A 17,847-nucleotide genomic window follows, 5' to 3' on the forward strand; every position below is an offset into this window, starting at 1 on the left:
TCGGGGCGCGGCGAGGCGGTCGCCGCGAGACCTCCAGGCGCGCCGCGGGGCGGTCAGGATGCGGCGAGAACGGTGAATTCGCGCGAGAACGCCGGGGAATCCGCCCCCTCGCGCCACGTCACCCTGATGCGCGGTGGCGGCCCGCCGCGCGCCGCCATCACCCGGAACTGCAGCACGTCGTCGCGCTCGACGTCACGCGGGATCACCTCGTCTGGACGCACGAACTTCGGCGGAACGGTGGCGTCCGAAAGCAGGGCGCCATGCGCCTTCGCCAACCCCGTGTTGCGCAACGCCCAGGTCGAATTGCGCACCTGCTCCAACCGCCACGACACCTGCACGACGCGTTCGGTGTCGCCGCTGTCGCCGTCGGCGACCTCGTGTGCTTCAGCCCGCTGCACGCTCGCCAAGGCCGGGGCATCGGCGGAGGCCGGTGCCGACGCACCCACGAGTTCCGCCTTCGTCGCGCCCGCGCGAGCCGCCTCGGCTCGCGCCACTCGATCGGACACCGCCTCGGCCTCCTGCCTGCTCGCCACCGCGGCCGCCTGAGCCGACGCGGCCGCTTGCGCGGCGCGAGCTGCTTGCTGCGCGGAGTTCGCCGCATCCTGGCGGGCTTGCGATGCCTTCGCCTCCAACTGCTCGAGTCCGGCAACGGCCGCCTGGGCGCTGCTTTCCGCCCTCGCGACTCCGGATGCCGCTGCCTCCGCCCGCTCTTCAGCCGCCCGGGAGCGCACCAGTGCGATCACCCCGAACGCGACGGCGACCAGCGCAACGATGAGACAGATGACATCAAGGAGAACCACGGCGAAATTCTAGGGTCCATGGCGCGTCCTCTTCCTCCCCAGGCTCTTGAATCACCGATGTATCCACTTCGGGATCAGTGCCGCATCCGGTGTCGGATGCCGGCCGTACTGTCGACTCATGAACGGATACCTGCTTCGGCTGCCGAGCCCGATCGGAAGACTCGAGCTCGTCTCAGACGGCGACGCCGTCACGTCCCTCACCATCGAGCGCGACGGCATGCTGCCGCACGACGGCCAACCGGACCGTCCGGACGACGTGGTGCTCAAGGCCGCCCGCCAACTCGATGAGTACTTCGGGGGCGAGCGTCGCTTATTCGACGTTCCCCTCGCGCCAGCGGGCACGCCCTTCCGGCGCGCGGTCTGGGAGCAACTTCGTCACGTCGGCTGGGGTGAGCACACCACGTACGGTGAACTCGGCATGGCCGTCGGCAAGCCGACCGCCGGGCGTGCGGTAGGAGGTGCGATCGGCTCCAACCCCATCCCGCTCTTCATCGGATGCCATCGCGTGCTCGGATCGAACGGCGCCGTCACCGGCTACAGCGGGGGCCAAGGCATTCCGACCAAGCTATGGCTTCTGGAGCATGAAGGGATCACGCTGGCGGCATGAGCGACGTGCAGACGGCAGGCGACGCGGCCGCGGCCGCCCGAGACCAGCGGCGGCCCGACATTCTGGTCGGCGACGACGGAACGGCGCGTTGCGCCTGGGTGGGCAATGACGAGGAGTACCAGCGTTACCACGACGAAGAATGGGGAACTCCGCTCCACGACGACCGCGCGCTGTTCGAGAAGATCTGCCTCGAGGGATTCCAGGCTGGTCTGTCGTGGCGAACAATCCTGCTGAGGCGGCCTGCCTTCAGGGAGGCGTTCCATGGTTTCGAGGTGGAGCGCGTCGCCGCCATGACCGAAGACGATGTCGAGCGGCTCTTGCTCAACGCCGCGATCATCCGCCATCGCGGCAAGATCCAGGCAACCATTGCGAACGCGCGCGCCACCACCGCTCTCGATCAGCCGCTCGGCGAAGTCATCTGGTCGTTTGCCCCAGAAGGCGCCCGCGACCGTGCGCCGGCCTCACTGGCCGACATTCCCGCGGTCACCACCGAGTCCACGGCTCTCAGCCGCCGACTACGCGGCCTCGGCTTCAGGTTCGTCGGACCGACGACCATGTACGCGCTCATGCAGTCGGCGGGGCTCGTCGACGATCACGTTGCGGGATGCTGGCGAGCAGCGAATGCGGCTGCCTGACTTGCGGGAACAAGGCCGGGTCGGCGGGATCCGGTGATCCTGACGGTGTGCCTCGTGAAGACCGGTATCGCACTTGCCCGACCGCAGGCGATCAGAAATCCGGTCATCGCACCGCGAACGATCACTCTGACGCGCGGAGGGGACGCGCGCCGACCTTTCTTCGCCGACCCGACTGTATTGCGTTCGCCCGCTGGAGCAAAGACGCGAGCGCCCTGATTGTGGCCACTTCAAAACTGTCTATGGCGTTAGCAGCTGCGAAACCGAACTTGCCGGCTGCTGTAAGTGATCTTATCTCAGCTCACCACGAGCCGGACCTCATGATCTGCTGCTGATTCCATACGGAAGCCAGCCGATCGAGCCCATTGCACGAAGCCGTCAAGCGAGCGCACGCGGGGCCGTTGGAGCGCGAAAGCGCGCACGAGCATCCCTTTCGCGTGCTTATTGAAGTGGTTGAGCGCACGCTGGATGCCGTCCGGCGTCTCGGATACGACGCGCACGAACACCGCATCGGGCCGTGAGCGCAGTGGCCCCAGTGCCACGTAGCCTTCCGATCGCAGGTCGATGACCGGACCCTGCACGGAGCCGAGAGCCGAGGTCACAGCCGGAGCCCAGAGGGAGCGGAGCCGGATGCCCGGAATGCGCGAGGTGGCCGACATGCGGTAGTCGGGAATGCGGTCAAGCGCGCCGACGGGTCCGAACACTGCGGAGTGGATGGCTACCGTTCGTGCAAGATGCCGGCGTGCCTCGGCAGGGAGAGTGGCGGCATCCAATGCGTCGTAAAGCACGCCTGTGTACCGGTCGATCGCCGGCATGACGGGCGACTCGAAAAGCAGGGCGTCACTCTGCAACTCACCGGCGAGAGTGCGCGGAATACCGAGCGCCTTGGCAGCAGCTTCCGGGTCGCTCCCACGGGCGAGTTCGACAAGAGCATGAGCCGTCTGCTCCCGCTGCTCCAACAACTCGGGAAACCGAAGGGAGTCGAGCCGCAGCCGTGCGCTGCCGCGCCCACCTGCGCGCTTCGACTCCGACGGAGGTAGGAGGATCAGCACGCGATGCCTCGAAACGAGCCGGCGCACTCCGCGACACCGTGCTCGGAGCCGTCATCGGGCGCCATCACGGCGCGATGAAGCGGATGGCTGCCTCGACGTTCTGTCCCAGAGAATTGGCGGTGTCGAGGGTGATGCGCGGCATCGACGCGCACTCCCCCTTCCACGGCTGATAGTCCTCGAGGCTCTGTTCGACCGCACGCCATGATGGCTCATCGAAATGAGGAAGGTTGCGCACGCGCTTCTCGAGCCGTTGGCGATGCAACTCGGGATCGGAGCATTCAACCTCGATGACTCGCAATGGCACGTTCAGGCGCAGCGCAAGGTCCCGCCACTGCAATCTGGCCGGTTCAACGGCGTTGACGGCATCGACGATCACGCTATGCCCCGACGAAAGCACCTGCTCAGCGAGGGTCTCCGCAACGAGGTACGCCGCTAGCCCGGTGGGCTGGTCCGCCTCGATACCCGCGTGCAGAATCGCCGACTCGATCGGGTCGACCGAAACGATCGTGCCGCTCAATCGTGCGCCTATCACTTCGGCGATCGTCGACTTGCCCGCGCCGGGCAGTCCCGCCATGGCGACGAGAACCGGAATGCGGATATCGCCGAACTGCCGGTCCACCGTGGTCTGCGCCACCTGAGATCCTCCCCGCTGAGCCGAGCCCGGCCCCGAGTCGATTAGACCAAGAAGCCGTGCTCCGCGCCACTAGCGCCGCTCGCGTCGACCCTACTGACCGATTCGCCGGCACCCGTTCTCCCGGCGGCAGCGGCGGTAAATCGACCCCGACTTTCGCTGACGCTGCCGACCTCATCGGTCGGCAGCGTCACCGCGAGTCGGCCGACATCACACCAGCGCGGCTTTGCCCGCCAGCACTGTGAGTTCGTTGTTCTCGAATGAGACGAATCCGTCGGCTGCGTTTGCGACGAGCCGCTCACCACCCGGCAGAGTGATGCGCACCTCTCCTTCGGCAAGCGTTCCAAGGAGCGGCGTATGCCCGGGCAGGATGCCTATCTCGCCGATGGTTGTACGCGCCACGACCATCGAAGCATCGCCCGACCAGATCTCACGATCCGCAGAGACCACGCTGACCTTGATGGTCGCCATGGTCAGCCGTTCTCCTTCTGGATCTTCGCCCACTTCTCTTCAACGTCGGAGATCGGTCCGACATTGAAGAACGCCTGCTCCGCGACGTGGTCGAACTCGCCACGGCAGATGGCATCGAACGACTCGATGGTCTCCTTCAGCGGAACTGTGGAGCCCTCGACGCCGGTGAACTTCTTCGCCATGTAGGTGTTCTGCGAGAGGAACTGCTGGATGCGCCGAGCTCGCGAAACAGTCACCTTGTCTTCTTCGCTGAGCTCGTCGACGCCGAGGATCGCGATGATCTCCTGCAGTTCCTTGTTCTTCTGGAGGATCTGCTTGACGGTAGTGGCGACGCGGTAGTGGTCCTCGCCCAGGTAACGCGGGTCGAGGATGCGGCTCGTCGAAGCGAGAGGATCCACCGCGGGGTAGAGACCCTGGGAAGCGATCTCGCGTGAAAGCTCCGTGGTGGCGTCCAGGTGTGCGAACGTCGTTGCCGGCGCAGGGTCGGTGTAGTCGTCAGCAGGCACATAGATCGCCTGCAGAGACGTGATCGAGTGTCCACGCGTCGAGGTGATGCGCTCCTGAAGCACACCCATCTCGTCGGCGAGGTTGGGCTGATATCCCACCGCGGAGGGCATGCGGCCAAGCAGCGTCGAGACCTCGGAGCCTGCCTGCGTGAACCGGAAGATGTTGTCGATGAACAGCAGCACGTCCTGCCTCTGCACATCGCGGAAGTATTCCGCCATCGTCAGAGCCGACAGCGCGACGCGCAGACGCGTCCCTGGTGGCTCGTCCATCTGTCCGAAGACGAGGGCCGTCTTGTCGAAGACACCGGCCTCTTCCATCTCATGGATGAGGTCGTTGCCCTCACGCGTACGCTCACCGACACCGGCGAATACCGAGACGCCACCGTGATCCTGCGCAACACGCTGGATCATCTCCTGAATCAGAACGGTCTTGCCGACGCCGGCGCCGCCGAACAGGCCGATCTTGCCGCCCTGCACGTACGGGGTGAGCAGGTCGATGACCTTGATGCCCGTCTCGAACATGGTCGTCTTCGACTCGAGCTGGTCGAACGCCGGCGCCTTGCGATGAATCGGCCAGCGCTCAGTGATCTCAAGCTTCTCGCCCGGCTGCTCGTCGAGCACGTCACCGATCACGTTGAAGACGTGACCCAGGGTGACGTCGCCGACGGGCACCGAAATGGCAGCGCCGGTGTCGCGTACCTCCTGGCCACGTACCAAGCCGTCGGTCGGCTTGAGCGCGATGGCGCGAACGAGGTCGTCACCCAGGTGCTGGGCGACCTCGAGAGTGATTTCTTGGGCTGTCTCTTCGTCGCCTACGAAGCTGATCGTCGTCTTGAGGGCGTTGTAGATTTCTGGGAGCGAGTCGTGCGGGAACTCGATGTCGACGACGGGCCCGGTGACGCGAGCAATGCGGCCGACGCCCGGCGTCGTCTCCGCTGCCGCGCCCTGAGTCTCGGCGGTGGCTGTCGGTGTCATTTCTTTCTCTCTCTGTTTCGTCTCGAGACGTCTACTGGGAGGCCAGGGCGTCGGCGCCACCGACGATCTCGGAGATCTGCTGAGTGATCTCTGACTGTCGTGCGTTGTTCGCAAGGCGCGTGTAGTTGGTAATCAGCTTGTCGGCATTGTCGCTCGCGGACTTCATGGCCTTCTGGGTGGCTGCATGCTTCGCCGCGGCCGATTCGAGCAGCGCGTTATAGAGCCGGCTATGGATGTATGCGGGCAGCAGCGCATCGAGCACAGTGTCGGCATCGGGTTCGAACTCGTAAAGCGGAAGCATCGACTTGTCTTCGACAGGTTCGATGCCCTCCACGAGCTCGAGCGGAAGAAGCCGCACGACGCGCGGCGTCTGCACCAGCATGCTCACGAAGCGGTTGTACACGATGTGAATCTCGTCGACTCCACCGTCTTCGGTGTCCTTCGTGAAGGCGTCGACGAGCTCTTCGCCGATCTCTTGTGCATCGTCGAATGTCGGGCCGTCGGTGATCCCGACCCAGTTGCGCACACTCTCGCGCTTGCGGAACGTGAAGAATCCAACGGACTTGCGTCCGATCAGATAGAACACCACCTCTTTGCCCTGAGCGAGGAGCAGGGACTCAAGCTCCAGAGCCTCTCTGATCACCTGGGAATTGAATGCTCCCGCGAGGCCACGATCCGAGGAGAAGATCACGATCGCCGCTCGGCGCACGTTCTCTGCCTCGGTCGTGAGGAGGTGCTTCACGTTGGAGTGTGCGGCCACAGCCGCAACGGCGCGGGTGACCGCCCGAGTGTACGGCGTCGACTCCTGCACGCGAGCCTGCGCCTTGTAGATGCGGCTCGCAGAGATCAACTCCATCGCTCGGGTGATCTTCTTCGTCGTCTGCGCTGAGCGAATGCGCTGCCGGTAGACCCGAAGTTGCGCTGCCATGGGACTCCTGTCTGAGTGTCAGCTGGTCGATGGGTCGCTCAGCGACGGCCCGTAACGATCTTCTCCTGGTCGATTTCCTCTTCTTCGATCGCTTGGTAGCGCTCGCTGCCCGGCTCGATGAGCGAGTGTCCAGAGCTGGTCTGGAACTCGAGCTTGAAGATGTCGATCTCACGATCGAGCTCAGCCACGGTGTCGTCGTCGAGAACGTTCGTGTCGCGGAGGGTGTCGAGAATGGTCGTCGTCCTGCGCAAGAAGTCGAGGAACTCGGCCTCGAACCGCAGGATGTCCTCGATCGGCACCTCGTCGAGCTTGCCATTGGTGCCGGCCCAGATGGAGACCACCTGCTCCTCGACGGGGAAGGGCGAATACTGCGGCTGCTTGAGCAGTTCGGTCAGGCGGGCGCCCCGCGCCAGTTGGCGACGTGACGCCGCGTCGAGGTCGGACGCGAACATCGAGAATGCTTCGAGCGCACGATACTGAGCGAGCTCGAGCTTCAAGGTTCCCGACACCTTCTTGATCGACTTCACCTGAGCGTCACCACCGACGCGGGACACCGAGATGCCCACGTCAACGGCCGGACGCTGGTTCGCGTTGAACAGATCGGACTGCAGGAAGATCTGACCGTCTGTGATCGAGATCACGTTCGTCGGGATGTATGCCGAGACGTCGTTCGCCTTCGTCTCGATGATCGGCAGACCCGTCATCGATCCGGCGCCCAGCTCGTCGGAGAGCTTCGCACAACGCTCCAGAAGACGAGAGTGCAGATAGAAGACGTCTCCGGGATACGCTTCGCGCCCCGGCGGACGGCGCAGCAGCAACGACACAGCGCGATACGCCTCCGCCTGCTTGGAGAGGTCATCGAAGATGATGAGCACGTGCTTGCCCGCATACATCCAGTGCTGGCCGATGGCCGACCCGGTGTAGGGAGCGAGGTACTTGAAGCCGGCAGGATCGGACGCCGGAGCGGCGACGATCGTCGTGTATTCCATGGCACCGGCATCTTCCAGCGCGCCCTTCACACCCGCGATGGTCGACCCCTTCTGGCCGATCGCCACGTAGATGCACCGCACCTGCTTCTTGGGGTCACCGGACTCCCAGTTGGCCTTCTGGTTGATGATCGTGTCGATCGCGATCGCGGTCTTGCCGGTCTGGCGGTCGCCGATGATCAGCTGACGCTGTCCGCGGCCGATCGGGATCATCGCGTCGATGGCCTTGATGCCGGTCTGAAGCGGCTCGTGCACGCTCTTACGCTGCATGACACCGGGGGCCTGAAGCTCCAACGCTCGCCGACCGTCCGTCTGCACCGCGCCGAGGCCATCGATGGGGTTGCCAAGCGGGTCGACGACTCGGCCGAGGTAGCCGTCACCAACCGCGACGGAGAGCACCTCTCCGGTCCTCGTGACCTCTTGGCCCTCCTCGATGCCCGCGAACTCGCCGAGCACGACGACGCCGATCTCGTTCTCGTCGAGGTTCAGCGCGAGGCCGAGGGTACCGTCGCCGAAGCGAAGCAACTCGTTGGCCATGGCGCCCGGAAGCCCCTCGACGTGGGCGATGCCGTCGGCGGCGTCGACCACGACACCGACCTCGGTAATCGCCGTGGTCTCGGGCTGGTACCCGTTCACGAAGTCTTTGAGAGCGGACCGGATCTCGTCCGGGCTGATGCTGATGTCTGCCATTTCGTATTCCTTGATGTGTGCGTCGTGCCGGGTCAGCCGGCCAGTCGGAGTCGCAGATCGGCGAGGCGGTTCGCCACGCTGCCGTCGATGACCTCGTCGCCGATCTGCACCCGAAGGCCGCCGATGAGCAGAGGATCGATGGTGATCGCAAAGCGGGGAGTGCGCCCATACCGTGTCGTCAGCGAAGAACGCAAACGGTCCAGTTGTGACGCCGTAGGCGGAGCGGCAGCAGTGATGGAGACGACCATCGCGCCGGCATCCTGAGCCACGATCTCGGCGATGTGTGCGATGACCTCGACGAGACGTCTGCCCCGTTGGGTCTGAACGGCATAGCTGACAAGCGCGACGGTGGCATCGCTCGCCTTGCCGGACAGGAGACTTTCGACGACCTCGACCCTTCGGCTCGTATCGCCCAGCTTGCTTCCAAGGGCGAGTTCGAGCTCGTCGTCGCTATCGACCGCGCGGGCGAAAGCGAAGAGCTCGGCCTCGATCGTCCCGTCGTCGCCCGATGCGCGCGCGATCGCTCGGATTCCGATCTCCTCGATGCCGTCGATCAGCTGCGCCGGACTCGACCAGCGCGATTGGACGATGCCGCTCAGAACGCGCACAGCAGTGTCGTCGAAGGATCCGAAAATACGGTTGACGAGCGCGCCCTTCTCGGCGGATTCCACGGAGGGATCGGCAACGAGGGCCTTGAGCTGCGGTGTGCCGTCGATGGCACGGCCGGCAGCGAGAAGCTGCTCGCCCGTACGCAGGGTGACCTCCTGCGCCTGCGCCAGTTCAGCCTTGGCTCGATCGAGAGCTTCGCGGGTCGCAGATCCCACCTATTCGCTCGCCTTCGATAGCTGAGCCTGCTCCAAATCGGCGAGGAATCGGTCGACGACGGCTACAGCACGCTTGTCGTCGGCGAGCACCTCTCCGACGATGCGAGACGACAGGTCGAGAGCCAGGCTTCCGACCTCTGCACGCAACGACGCCAGCGCCCCTGCGCGTTCGGACTCGATCTGGGCCTGCGCGTTCGCAGTAATGCGGGCCGCCTCCGCGTTAGCGTTCTCCCTGAGCTCTGCCAGGATCGCCGCGCCCTCTGTGCGAGCCTGCTCGCGGATGCGCCCGGCCTCCGCACGAGCCTCGGCGAGCTGAGCGGTGTAGCGTTCCAGCACCGCATTGGCCTCGGCCTGCTTCTTCTCGGCACGCTCGATGCCGCCGTCGATGGCGTCGCGTCGCTCATCGAGCAACTTGTTGATCGCCGGCAGTGCCTTGACGATGAAGAACACCAGCACGATGACGAACACGATCGTGCCCCAGAGCAGATCGGGGATCGTCGGCAGAAGCAGGTTTCCTTCGGCGACGACGGCTGCGGAGAGCATTCGTACTCCTTCGTTGTTGCTGTGACCGACCGCGCGTTACGGCTTGGGGAACGGAATGAACGCCACGGCGATCGCGATGAAGCAGAGAGCCTCCGTCAGGGCGACGCCGAGGAACATGAGGCTCTGCAGGCGCCCCTGCAGTTCGGGCTGACGCGCGACCGACTCGATGGTCTTGCCGATGACGTAGCCGACGCCGATACCGGAGCCGATGACGGCCAGACCGAAGGCGAGCGGAGCGAGTTGTCCGACGATGTTCACGTGATTGTTCCTTTCAAGGGGTGGATGATGCGGTGGCGCGAGCGGATCAGTGCTCTTCGGCCACGGCGAGCTGGATGTAGATGGCAGACAGGATCGTGAAGACGTAAGCCTGCAGGGCGGCGACGAACAGGTCGAGAAGCGTGAACGCGATGCCGAAGGCGAAAGAGCCGATGCCCAGCAGACCGATCAAGTTGCCATTCGCGAGCACGGTGAAGAAGAAGAACTGCGTCGCCGCGAAACAGAGCACGACGAGCATGTGACCGGCCATCATGTTCATCGTGAGCCGGAGGGTCAGCGTGACGGGCCGCACGATGAACGTGGACAGGAACTCGAGTGGTGTCAGCAGGAAGTAGAGGGGCCAGGGTACGCCCGGCAGGAAAAGCGAGTCCTTCCAGAACCGCACACCCTTTTCGCGCATTCCGGCATAGATGAACATCACCCATGCGATGAGCGCCAGAACCAGCGGAAGACCGATGATCGACGTCGGAGCGATCTGGAAGCCCGGTATCGAGCCCATCAGGTTCATCCCGAGGATCACGAAGAAGAACGTCATGAGGATCGGCTCGTAGCGCTTGCCGATGCGAGTTCCGAGGTTCTGGTAGATGATCCCGTTGCGCACGAAACCGACCAGGTATTCGAACGCGACCTGCGTGCGCGAGGGCCGCAGCTTCATGTTCCGAGTGCCGAGCCAGAAGACCAGGATCACCAGCGCCAGCACAAGGATGCGAATAAGCATTATGCGGTTGAGCGCGAACGGTGTGCCGGCGAACAGCACATCCGGGGGGAAGAAGTCACTGATCGAAGGGCCTTCGAAGCCGCCGGAGTTGTCGCCTTTGACGGACAGCACTGTGGAAAGAAGCATGGGCGTTATCAGGGCATTCTCCGGCATCGGTGTTCTGTGACGAACGGGGTCGGGGTCCCAACTACTCTAGCAAAAGTCACGGGACCCTCCGTACGCGCTGTCAATCCGTCCAGAGTCGCCGAGCGACCAATGAAACCCCGGGCTAGGGCTGTCCGCCGGGTGCGCCACCCACGGCCCCTGAGCCGCCATTGGGGTCAGCCGAGGACGGAAGATCGACGTCGACATAGGGCACCCGCGCACGAGCGTAGGCGACGCAATCGAGCACCAGTGAGCCGAGGACGGCAACGATGATCGTGAAAAACATCACACGTCCGTCGACCCATCGTTGCGACCCCACGAGAAGCACGACGATGACGAAAACGATCACCTTCAGCAGCCACGCGCCCATCACCGTGCCGAAGTAGATGGGCGACGTGAGATCTCCGTTCGCCAACCGATACGCGACGAGCATCGTCAGGGCGGTCAAGCCGAGATAGACGGCGGCGACAACTGCGCCGAGCAGCCCACCGAGCAGGCCGGGCACACCGGAGACGGCAAGGCCGATCGCTCCGGCGACCACGGCGACCGCGAGGGCGAAGATCGCGCCGTACTTCAGCGCCAGCATCAGCATGGGCCGCGCCCCCATCGGCCGCGGCTTCTGGCGCTGAGCAGACGATGCGCCTGAGTCGGTCATGGAGCGGATTCCTTTCGGGATGAGTTCGAGCCTGAGGGCGAGGCCCCCGGCGAAAGAGGTTGCGACGCCGTGGTCCGTAGTGATTCGGGCTGGGCACCCCCCGGCACGTGTGGGCGGTGCACTTCGGATGCCGCGTCAAGGGGGTCGAGACGGGCCGCGTCGTCTGCTCCATGCGCATCCGGCGGGGTGAGCTCTGCCGCCACCTCCGAGCTCTTGCGCCTGCTGAGCGGAGCAAGCGTGACGGCCGTGCACACCACGACGCCGACGAACAGGAACACGACGGCGGGCCAGACGGGCTGGAAGTAGAAGAGCAGGCATCCGATCGACACCACGGCCGTCCACGCGTAGAAGATCAGCACGGCGTGCAGGTGCGTGTGCCCCATGTCGAGCAGCCGGTGGTGGAGGTGCTTGCGGTCAGCGCTGAACGGGGACTTGCCCGCGCGCACTCTGCGGAACACGGCGAGTCCGAAGTCGAGCAGCGGGACGACGAGCACTGCGAACGGCAGGATGATCGGGATGAACGCGGGGAAGAGTGCTCGCGCTCCGCCCTGCTGAATGGACGCCGGGTCGATCTGTCCGGTCACCGCGATGGCCGAGGACGCCATCAGCAGGCCGACCAGCAGCGCGCCCGTGTCGCCCATGAACATGCGGGCAGGATGCCAGTTGAGCGGCAGGAATCCGGCGCACGCGCCCACCAGGATGACCGCGATCACCGAAGCGAGGCTGAAGTAGTTGGAGGGGCTCGTCTTCACCGTGATCAGGTAGCTGTACAGGAAGAACGCCCCGTTGGCGATGAGCGCGACGCCTGCGACCAGTCCGTCCAGACCATCGATGAAGTTGATGGCGTTCATGACCAGGACGATGGCGATGACCGTCATGGCGACGCTCATCCACGGGGAGCCGACCGTCACTCCCCCGCCGAGCGGAAGCGAGTAGATCTGAACTCCGAGCCACGCCACGAGGCCGGCCGCAACGAACTGGCCCGCCAGCTTGGTCATCCAGTCCAGGTCCCACAGGTCGTCGGCGACGCCGATCACGACGATGAGAAGCGCAGCGCCGAGGATGGCGAACACCGGCGTTGGGTCGGAGAAGACCACCCCCAGCAGCGCGCCTCCCGGGAACGGAAAGACCGACGACACGAGGTACGCCACCCCGAAAGCGATCACGATGCCCAGGAACATCGCGACGCCGCCCAGGCGCGGCGTTGGCCTCGAGTGCACGTCTCGCTCGCGGATGCGCGGGTACAGCTTGTACTTCAGTGCCACCCGCCACACCACGATCGAGAGCACGAAGGTGACGATCGCGGTGATGAGGCCGATGACGAGAAGAAGGGTCATGTGGGCTGCTGGCCCTCTGCGGCCTCGGACTCGAGTGCGTCCCCGACGACCTCGCGGAGCTGCTCGTCGGAGATGACGCCGTGTCTCAGGATGCGCAGCTTTCCGGACCCGGAAGCGAGAGCCGTGGCATCGACGATGGTGGAGGACGTCTCGGTGAGGCCCGTCGCGGTGTAGTCGATGCCCGTCTTGCCGCCGTCCAGGTAGACCTGAACGCTGTCGCCGAGCATGGCCTCGGCTTCTTGTGCGGTGGTGGCGGCGGGCATCCCGGTCTTGTTGGCCGATGAGACGGCGAGGGGCCCGGTGGAGCGCAGCAGTGCGAGGGCGACCGGGTTGTTCGGCATGCGCAGCGCGACCGTGCCCTGGGTCTCGCCGAGGTCCCAGGAGAGCGACGGCTGGGCAGGGAGCACGATCGTGAGCCCGCCGGGCCAGAAGGCGCCGGCGAGATCGCGGGCTTCCTGCGGCACGGTCTCCGCCAGCGCGTCGAGCGTTGTGAGCGCTGGGATGAGCACGGGCGGAGGCGACTGCCTGCCCCGTCCCTTCGCGGCGAGCAGGCTCGCGACGGCCGACGCACTGAAGGCGTCGGCCCCGATGCCGTACACGGTGTCGGTCGGAAGAACGATGAGGCCACCGCTCTCGATGGCGGATCGGGCTTGCCTTGTGCCCTCGGCGAGGCCGTCGTCGTCTGAGCAGTCGTAGAAGGTGGTCATGACCGCTTGATTCTAGGGGCGATTGAGGCTTGGGGTTTGTGAGCTGGCTCACAAACCCCAAGCCGATTGAGCCCCTGAGCGGCGAAGCCGCGATAGAGGTGATTGAGGGGAGAGCCTTGTGAGCTCGCTCACAAGGCCGACCCGATTGAACCTCTGAGCGGCGAAGCCGCGATATGGGCGATTGAACACCCAGTGCTTCTCGTCCCTCAGCGGCAGAAGAGGTCGTTGGCAACGGCCGTGTTTCTGAGCGGCGAAACCGCGGTGAGCGGGAAGACCCTCACCGCGGCAGAGAGGCAGGCAACGCCCTCTTGCACCTCTTCTGTTTACATCACATACTGTTTATGCATTACACTTCGAGTACGAGATACACAGTGAGCGTGCGCAGATGGTCTTGACGCTCCCGGACGAGGAAGGACGACGCCGACATGGCGATCAATTACAGCGGCCCCGCTATCGAAGTGGCAGGCCTGCGCAAGTCATACGGAAGACACGACGTGCTCGACGGCGTCGACTTCGCCGTGGGACACGGTGAGATCTATGCCCTGCTCGGGCCCAACGGGGCGGGCAAGACGACGACGATCAACATCCTCTCCACGCTCGTGCGGCCAGATGCCGGCACCGTGCGCATCGCGGGGGTCGACGTGCTCGCCCGACCCGCGGATGCCCGCAGCAGGTTCGCGCTCACCGGCCAGTACGCGTCGGTCGATCCGTTCCAGACCGGGGCGGAGAACCTCGCGATGATGGCAAGGCTGAACCATCTCGACGGCGCTTGGAGGCGAGGCCGTATCGAGGAACTGCTCGAGGCATTCGACCTGCGTGAAGCGGCGAACCGCACGGTCTCGGGATATTCGGGGGGCATGCGCAGGCGTCTGGACCTGGCGATCAGCCTGGTCGCGGCGCCCGCGGTGCTCTTCCTCGACGAACCGACGACCGGCCTCGATCCGCGTAGCAGAGGGCAGCTCTGGTCGCTCGTCGCGGGTCTCGCGGCAGGCGGCACGACCATTCTGCTGACGACGCAGTATCTGGAGGAAGCCGAGCGCCTCGCCGATCGAGTTGGTGTCATCGACGACGGACACATCGTCGCCACCGGCACACCTGACGAGCTCAAGGCTCAGGTGAGCGGCGACCACATCGTCTTCTCGTTCGGGTCCCCCGCCGATGTGGCGAAAGCGGCGGCGCTCGGTCGCGGCACGTTCGGCCTCGAGGTCGACGACGACTCGTTGGCAGTGCGGATGCCGTCGGCGAACGCGGTCGCGGATATCCGTTCCTTCCTCGCGGAGACCGCAGCGCACGACATCCCGGTCACGGACATCGCGATCATCGGGCCGACGCTCGACGATGTGTTCCTCGCCTTGACCGGCAGGAGCTCGGACCTGCGCGACGACACGAACAGCGACAAGAGCAAGGAGAAGGCAGCATGACGACCATCGGCTGGGCACCTGCACCCACGAAGGCCCGCTCGAAAGGCTTGGGCACGGCTCTGTCCGACATCGCGACCATGTCTACCAGGGAGCTGCGGCGCACCCTGCGCAGTGTCGACTCGCTGATCACCGCGTTCGTCATTCCAGTGAGCATCATGCTCGTGTTCGTCGTGATCTTCGGCGGAGCACTGGAATCCGACGGGGATTACGTCAACTACGTCGTTCCCGGAACGCTCGTGCTGTGCCTCGGATTCGGCTCGGCGTCCACCGCCATCGCCGTCGCGCAAGACGTCACCAGCGGCACGGTCGACCGGTTCAGGACTCTGCCAGTGCTCGGTTCGGCCGTGCTGCACGGGCACGTGATCGCGAGCGTTCTGCGGAATATCGCAGCCTGCATTCCGGTGATGGGCGTTGCACTCCTGCTCGGATACCGCCCGGCCGCAACTCTCGGCGGATGGCTCGGCGCGCTGCTGTTCGTCGTTCTGGTGATCCTCGCGTTCACCTGGCTGAGCGCCCTCGCCGGACTCTTTCTCAGCGTAGACGCGGCGTCGTCGATCAACTTCGTGTTCCTGTTCCTGCCGTACATCTCCAGCGGGTTCGTGCCCGTCGACACCATGCCGGCCTGGTTGCGCGGGTTCGCCGAGCACCAGCCGTACACGCCGATCATCGAGACACTGCGGGACCTGATGTCGGGAACGGCACCCGGAGGAACCCTTTGGGTTGCGCTCGCCTGGCTCGGGGGCATCCTGCTCGTAGGCATCGCGGGCTCGGCCGTCGCGTTCGGCCGACGCGTGAAGGAGTGACGCACTGATCGACGCGATACCGCCCGACGCGGCCCCGGCTGCGGCTCATAGACTGACCGCGGCGGGGCCGCGTCGCCGCATCACGCGAGGCGAACCGCGCCCCGCCTTCCCGCACGCACCATCGCAACGCCCTGGAGCAGCATGACCGACGAGCCCGTCAGCCAAGATCCGGCGCTGCCGCACGCCGTCGCGCTCTCCTGGGGTGTTGCCGAGCGGCCGCAGCGCGGGCCGAAACGCGAGCTGAGCATCGAGCGCATCGTGGAGACGGCCATCGAGATCGCCGATGCGGAAGGACTCGGAGCCGTGTCGATGGCCCGGGTCGCATCGGCGCTCGGCTTCACGACGATGTCGCTCTACCGCTACGTGACGAGCAAAGACGACCTTCTGCTCCTCATGCAGGATGCCGTGGCCGCCGTCGAACTCCCCGAGCCGCCCGAGAACGATTGGCGTACCGGGCTCAGGCAATGGATGCTCGCCAGTCTCGACACTTTCCAGCGCCACCCGTGGTACAGCCGCATCCCGGTCGACGGGGTTCCCAAGACGCCGAACGTGATGAGGCTCATCGATACCGCCCTGCGAACCCTGCGATCCACGCCGCTGCGGGACGAGGAGAAGATGGCGTGCGTGCTGCTCATGGCCTCGTACGTGCGAGGTATTGGAGACGTTCTGAGCGACATCGCGCTCTCGGGTGCCAGCGACGACGAGGTTAGCGGGCAACGATTCGCTGCTGCGCTCGCTCAGCTGGTGACGCCCGAACGATTCCCCGACCTCGCGCCCATCATCAGCTCTGGTGCGTACACGTCGAACGAGTTCGACGACTTCGACTTCGGTCTCGAGCGCATGCTCGACGGCATCCAGCGCTACATCGAGGAGCGCGAAGCAGGTGGCGCGGCCTCCCCCGCTGACCAGCCGGCGGAGGTTGCGGGCACCGACGTGGACGACGCAGTGCTCTACGGGTCGGACAAGCGCGTCAAGGAAGCCGCGAAGGCGCGTCGGGAGGCCGAGAAGTCGTTACGCGATGCGCGCAAGCGTGAGCGTGAGGCGCTCCGCGCCGCCAGGGAGCGCGTCGCCAAGGAACGGGAGCGCAAGGCACGCTGACGGGTCGGCCTTCTGGCGGGCTTGGGTGAGGTTCAGCGCACCGCTGTCGTGACCCGGTCGCGCAGGGTGAGATCCCGGTGCGTCGTAGGGGCGCGCCATCCGTCGGCGGCGAGGATGCCCCGCACCGCTTCGCCCTGATACTCGCCGTGCTCGATGGCGACGAGGCCACCCGCCCGAACGAGCAGCAGGGCGCGCCGCGAGATGATGCGCACCACGTCGAGGCCGTCGCTGCCGCCGTACAGCGCTGCCGGCGGATCGAAGAGCCGCACCTCGGGGTCGCGAGGGATCGCGTCATCGGGAACATACGGCGGGTTCGATGCGACGACGACGCATCGTCCGGCGAGCTCGGGGAAGGCATCCGCGAGGTCGCCGTTGACGAGGTCGACGTCGGCGTTGCCCGTCAGCGCCACGTTCCGCCGCGCCCAGGCGTACGCCTCCGGCGATCGCTCGACGGCGAAGATTCGCGCGTGCGGGACCTCGGATGCCATGGCGAGCGCGACTGCCCCGCTCCCCGTCCCCAGGTCGACGCCGATCGGTTCGGGCTCGGCGGCCGAACGGAGCGCGTCGATCGCCACTTGCGCGAGCAGCTCGGTCTCGGGCCTGGGCACGAAGACGCCTGGCCCGACGAGAAGCTCGAGCGAACGGAACGGGGCTCGGCCGGTGATGTGCTGCAGCGGCTCCCTGGCGGTGCGCCGTCGCAGGAGTTCGCGAAGACGAGCGGCTTGTGCCGGCGGAACGGAGACGCCCATGACCGCCTTGGCCACCACGCCGCCTCTGCTCTCCCCCAGCACATGGCCGGCAAGCAGTTCGGCGTCCACCGTGGGATCGGCGATGCCGGCCCGCTCCAGCGCCTCGGCCGCCTCGTTCAGCAGTTGCCGTAGCGGCACGTCCGCGGACGTGCCCTGGTCATCCTGCTGCATGCGCTGATGCTCCTTGTGTGTCGGCCGGTCGAAGGCATCCGCGAACGCAGAGCTCACATGCGATGCCGCGCCGCGTCATGAAGTGCCCGCAGCCCGAGCGTCAAGAATAGGCTTCCATGGGCG

General features: G+C 65.6%; 20 protein-coding genes. 5 read left to right on the forward strand and 15 right to left on the reverse strand.

Annotated elements, in window-relative coordinates:
• Window positions 1–53 precede the first annotated feature (53 nt).
• Window positions 54–800 (reverse strand): hypothetical protein, encoded by a 747-nt coding sequence (locus tag ACO2Q7_RS15810; protein WP_423356673.1) that lies wholly within the window; start codon window positions 798–800, stop codon window positions 54–56.
• A gap of 118 nt (window positions 801–918) precedes the next feature.
• On the opposite strand from ACO2Q7_RS15810, the gene ACO2Q7_RS15815 reads away from it, so the two are divergent.
• Both ACO2Q7_RS15815 and ACO2Q7_RS15820 read left to right on the forward strand, forming a co-directional pair.
• Window positions 919–1,407, forward strand: a complete 489-nt coding sequence (locus ACO2Q7_RS15815; RefSeq protein ID WP_423356674.1) for a methylated-DNA--[protein]-cysteine S-methyltransferase — start codon at window positions 919–921, stop codon at window positions 1,405–1,407.
• Complete coding sequence (locus ACO2Q7_RS15820; RefSeq protein WP_423356675.1) at window positions 1,404–2,042, forward strand: DNA-3-methyladenine glycosylase I; 639 nt, start codon at window positions 1,404–1,406, stop codon at window positions 2,040–2,042. Before ACO2Q7_RS15815 ends, ACO2Q7_RS15820 begins: the two co-directional genes overlap by 4 nt.
• Window positions 2,043–2,335: 293 nt before the next feature.
• Here ACO2Q7_RS15820 and ACO2Q7_RS15825 read toward each other — a convergent pair whose 3' ends face one another.
• The 13 genes from ACO2Q7_RS15825 to ACO2Q7_RS15885 all read right to left on the reverse strand — a co-directional run bounded on the left by ACO2Q7_RS15825 (window position 2,336) and on the right by ACO2Q7_RS15885 (window position 13,482).
• A complete protein-coding gene (locus tag ACO2Q7_RS15825; protein ID WP_423356676.1) occupies window positions 2,336–3,091 on the reverse strand; it encodes a YaaA family protein in 756 nt (251 codons plus the stop codon).
• Between the two features lie 64 nt (window positions 3,092–3,155).
• The gene (locus ACO2Q7_RS15830; protein ID WP_423356677.1) at window positions 3,156–3,725 is read right to left on the reverse strand and encodes an AAA family ATPase; all 570 of its coding nucleotides are present in this window, start codon (window positions 3,723–3,725) and stop codon (window positions 3,156–3,158) included.
• Window positions 3,726–3,932: 207 nt separating this feature from the next.
• A complete protein-coding gene (locus ACO2Q7_RS15835; RefSeq protein WP_423356678.1) occupies window positions 3,933–4,193 on the reverse strand; it encodes a F0F1 ATP synthase subunit epsilon in 261 nt (86 codons plus the stop codon).
• Between the two features lie 2 nt (window positions 4,194–4,195).
• Window positions 4,196–5,674, reverse strand: coding sequence for a F0F1 ATP synthase subunit beta (gene atpD / locus ACO2Q7_RS15840; protein ID WP_423356679.1), 1,479 nt, complete (start codon window positions 5,672–5,674; stop codon window positions 4,196–4,198).
• A 31-nt stretch (window positions 5,675–5,705) separates the two neighbouring features.
• Window positions 5,706–6,602 carry a F0F1 ATP synthase subunit gamma gene (locus ACO2Q7_RS15845; protein WP_423356680.1) on the reverse strand — a complete coding sequence of 299 codons (897 nt, stop codon included), beginning with the start codon at window positions 6,600–6,602 and terminating at the stop codon, window positions 5,706–5,708.
• Between the two features lie 38 nt (window positions 6,603–6,640).
• Window positions 6,641–8,278, reverse strand: a complete 1,638-nt coding sequence (atpA, locus tag ACO2Q7_RS15850; protein WP_423356681.1) for a F0F1 ATP synthase subunit alpha — start codon at window positions 8,276–8,278, stop codon at window positions 6,641–6,643.
• Window positions 8,279–8,310: 32 nt separating this feature from the next.
• A complete protein-coding gene (locus ACO2Q7_RS15855; protein ID WP_423356682.1) occupies window positions 8,311–9,102 on the reverse strand; it encodes a F0F1 ATP synthase subunit delta in 792 nt (263 codons plus the stop codon).
• Window positions 9,103–9,645: a F0F1 ATP synthase subunit B gene (locus ACO2Q7_RS15860; protein ID WP_423356683.1), complete on the reverse strand. Its 543-nt coding sequence runs from the start codon at window positions 9,643–9,645 to the stop codon at window positions 9,103–9,105.
• A 36-nt stretch (window positions 9,646–9,681) separates the two neighbouring features.
• Entirely contained in the window at window positions 9,682–9,903 is a 222-nt protein-coding gene (atpE, locus tag ACO2Q7_RS15865; protein WP_286289434.1) for a F0F1 ATP synthase subunit C, read from the reverse strand.
• A 46-nt stretch (window positions 9,904–9,949) separates the two neighbouring features.
• Window positions 9,950–10,765, reverse strand: coding sequence for a F0F1 ATP synthase subunit A (gene atpB, locus ACO2Q7_RS15870; protein ID WP_423356684.1), 816 nt, complete (start codon window positions 10,763–10,765; stop codon window positions 9,950–9,952).
• 142 nt (window positions 10,766–10,907) lie between these two features.
• Window positions 10,908–11,438, reverse strand: a complete 531-nt coding sequence (locus ACO2Q7_RS15875; RefSeq protein ID WP_423356685.1) for a hypothetical protein — start codon at window positions 11,436–11,438, stop codon at window positions 10,908–10,910.
• Window positions 11,435–12,775, reverse strand: a complete 1,341-nt coding sequence (locus tag ACO2Q7_RS15880) for an MraY family glycosyltransferase (protein WP_423356686.1) — start codon at window positions 12,773–12,775, stop codon at window positions 11,435–11,437. The genes ACO2Q7_RS15875 and ACO2Q7_RS15880 overlap by 4 nt, the downstream gene beginning before the upstream one ends.
• The gene (locus ACO2Q7_RS15885; RefSeq protein WP_423356687.1) at window positions 12,772–13,482 is read right to left on the reverse strand and encodes an L-threonylcarbamoyladenylate synthase; all 711 of its coding nucleotides are present in this window, start codon (window positions 13,480–13,482) and stop codon (window positions 12,772–12,774) included. Before ACO2Q7_RS15885 ends, ACO2Q7_RS15880 begins: the two co-directional genes overlap by 4 nt.
• A gap of 425 nt (window positions 13,483–13,907) precedes the next feature.
• On the opposite strand from ACO2Q7_RS15885, the gene ACO2Q7_RS15890 reads away from it, so the two are divergent.
• From ACO2Q7_RS15890 to ACO2Q7_RS15900, 3 genes are all read left to right on the forward strand, one after another.
• Window positions 13,908–14,903, forward strand: a complete 996-nt coding sequence (locus ACO2Q7_RS15890) for an ATP-binding cassette domain-containing protein (protein ID WP_423356688.1) — start codon at window positions 13,908–13,910, stop codon at window positions 14,901–14,903.
• Window positions 14,900–15,706 carry an ABC transporter permease gene (locus tag ACO2Q7_RS15895; RefSeq protein ID WP_423356689.1) on the forward strand — a complete coding sequence of 269 codons (807 nt, stop codon included), beginning with the start codon at window positions 14,900–14,902 and terminating at the stop codon, window positions 15,704–15,706. Before ACO2Q7_RS15890 ends, ACO2Q7_RS15895 begins: the two co-directional genes overlap by 4 nt.
• Before the next feature lie 141 nt (window positions 15,707–15,847).
• Window positions 15,848–16,804 (forward strand): TetR/AcrR family transcriptional regulator, encoded by a 957-nt coding sequence (locus ACO2Q7_RS15900; RefSeq protein ID WP_423356690.1) that lies wholly within the window; start codon window positions 15,848–15,850, stop codon window positions 16,802–16,804.
• A 32-nt stretch (window positions 16,805–16,836) separates the two neighbouring features.
• Here ACO2Q7_RS15900 and prmC read toward each other — a convergent pair whose 3' ends face one another.
• A complete protein-coding gene (gene prmC, locus ACO2Q7_RS15905; RefSeq protein WP_423356691.1) occupies window positions 16,837–17,724 on the reverse strand; it encodes a peptide chain release factor N(5)-glutamine methyltransferase in 888 nt (295 codons plus the stop codon).
• Window positions 17,725–17,847 lie beyond the last annotated feature (123 nt).

The sequence above is a fragment of the Rathayibacter sp. KR2-224 genome, from assembly GCF_049446075.1.
Lineage (GTDB): Bacteria > Actinomycetota > Actinomycetes > Actinomycetales > Microbacteriaceae > Humibacter.

Bases quoted from the DNA above. Each gene is read 5' to 3' on its own strand.
- ACO2Q7_RS15815 (WP_423356674.1), top strand. From the start codon at position 919: ATGAACGGATACCTGCTTCGGCTGCCGAGCCCGATCGGAAGACTCGAG.
- ACO2Q7_RS15820 (WP_423356675.1), top strand. From the start codon at position 1,404: ATGAGCGACGTGCAGACGGCAGGCGACGCGGCCGCGGCCGCCCGAGAC.
- ACO2Q7_RS15835 (WP_423356678.1), bottom strand. From the start codon at position 4,193: ATGGCGACCATCAAGGTCAGCGTGGTCTCTGCGGATCGTGAGATCTGG.
- atpD (WP_423356679.1), bottom strand. From the start codon at position 5,674: ATGACACCGACAGCCACCGCCGAGACTCAGGGCGCGGCAGCGGAGACG.
- ACO2Q7_RS15845 (WP_423356680.1), bottom strand. From the start codon at position 6,602: ATGGCAGCGCAACTTCGGGTCTACCGGCAGCGCATTCGCTCAGCGCAG.
- atpA (WP_423356681.1), bottom strand. From the start codon at position 8,278: ATGGCAGACATCAGCATCAGCCCGGACGAGATCCGGTCCGCTCTCAAA.
- ACO2Q7_RS15860 (WP_423356683.1), bottom strand. From the start codon at position 9,645: ATGCTCTCCGCAGCCGTCGTCGCCGAAGGAAACCTGCTTCTGCCGACG.
- atpB (WP_423356684.1), bottom strand. From the start codon at position 10,765: ATGCTTCTTTCCACAGTGCTGTCCGTCAAAGGCGACAACTCCGGCGGC.
- ACO2Q7_RS15875 (WP_423356685.1), bottom strand. From the start codon at position 11,438: ATGACCGACTCAGGCGCATCGTCTGCTCAGCGCCAGAAGCCGCGGCCG.
- ACO2Q7_RS15880 (WP_423356686.1), bottom strand. From the start codon at position 12,775: ATGACCCTTCTTCTCGTCATCGGCCTCATCACCGCGATCGTCACCTTC.
- ACO2Q7_RS15885 (WP_423356687.1), bottom strand. From the start codon at position 13,482: ATGACCACCTTCTACGACTGCTCAGACGACGACGGCCTCGCCGAGGGC.
- ACO2Q7_RS15890 (WP_423356688.1), top strand. From the start codon at position 13,908: ATGGCGATCAATTACAGCGGCCCCGCTATCGAAGTGGCAGGCCTGCGC.
- ACO2Q7_RS15895 (WP_423356689.1), top strand. From the start codon at position 14,900: ATGACGACCATCGGCTGGGCACCTGCACCCACGAAGGCCCGCTCGAAA.
- ACO2Q7_RS15900 (WP_423356690.1), top strand. From the start codon at position 15,848: ATGACCGACGAGCCCGTCAGCCAAGATCCGGCGCTGCCGCACGCCGTC.
- prmC (WP_423356691.1), bottom strand. From the start codon at position 17,724: ATGCAGCAGGATGACCAGGGCACGTCCGCGGACGTGCCGCTACGGCAA.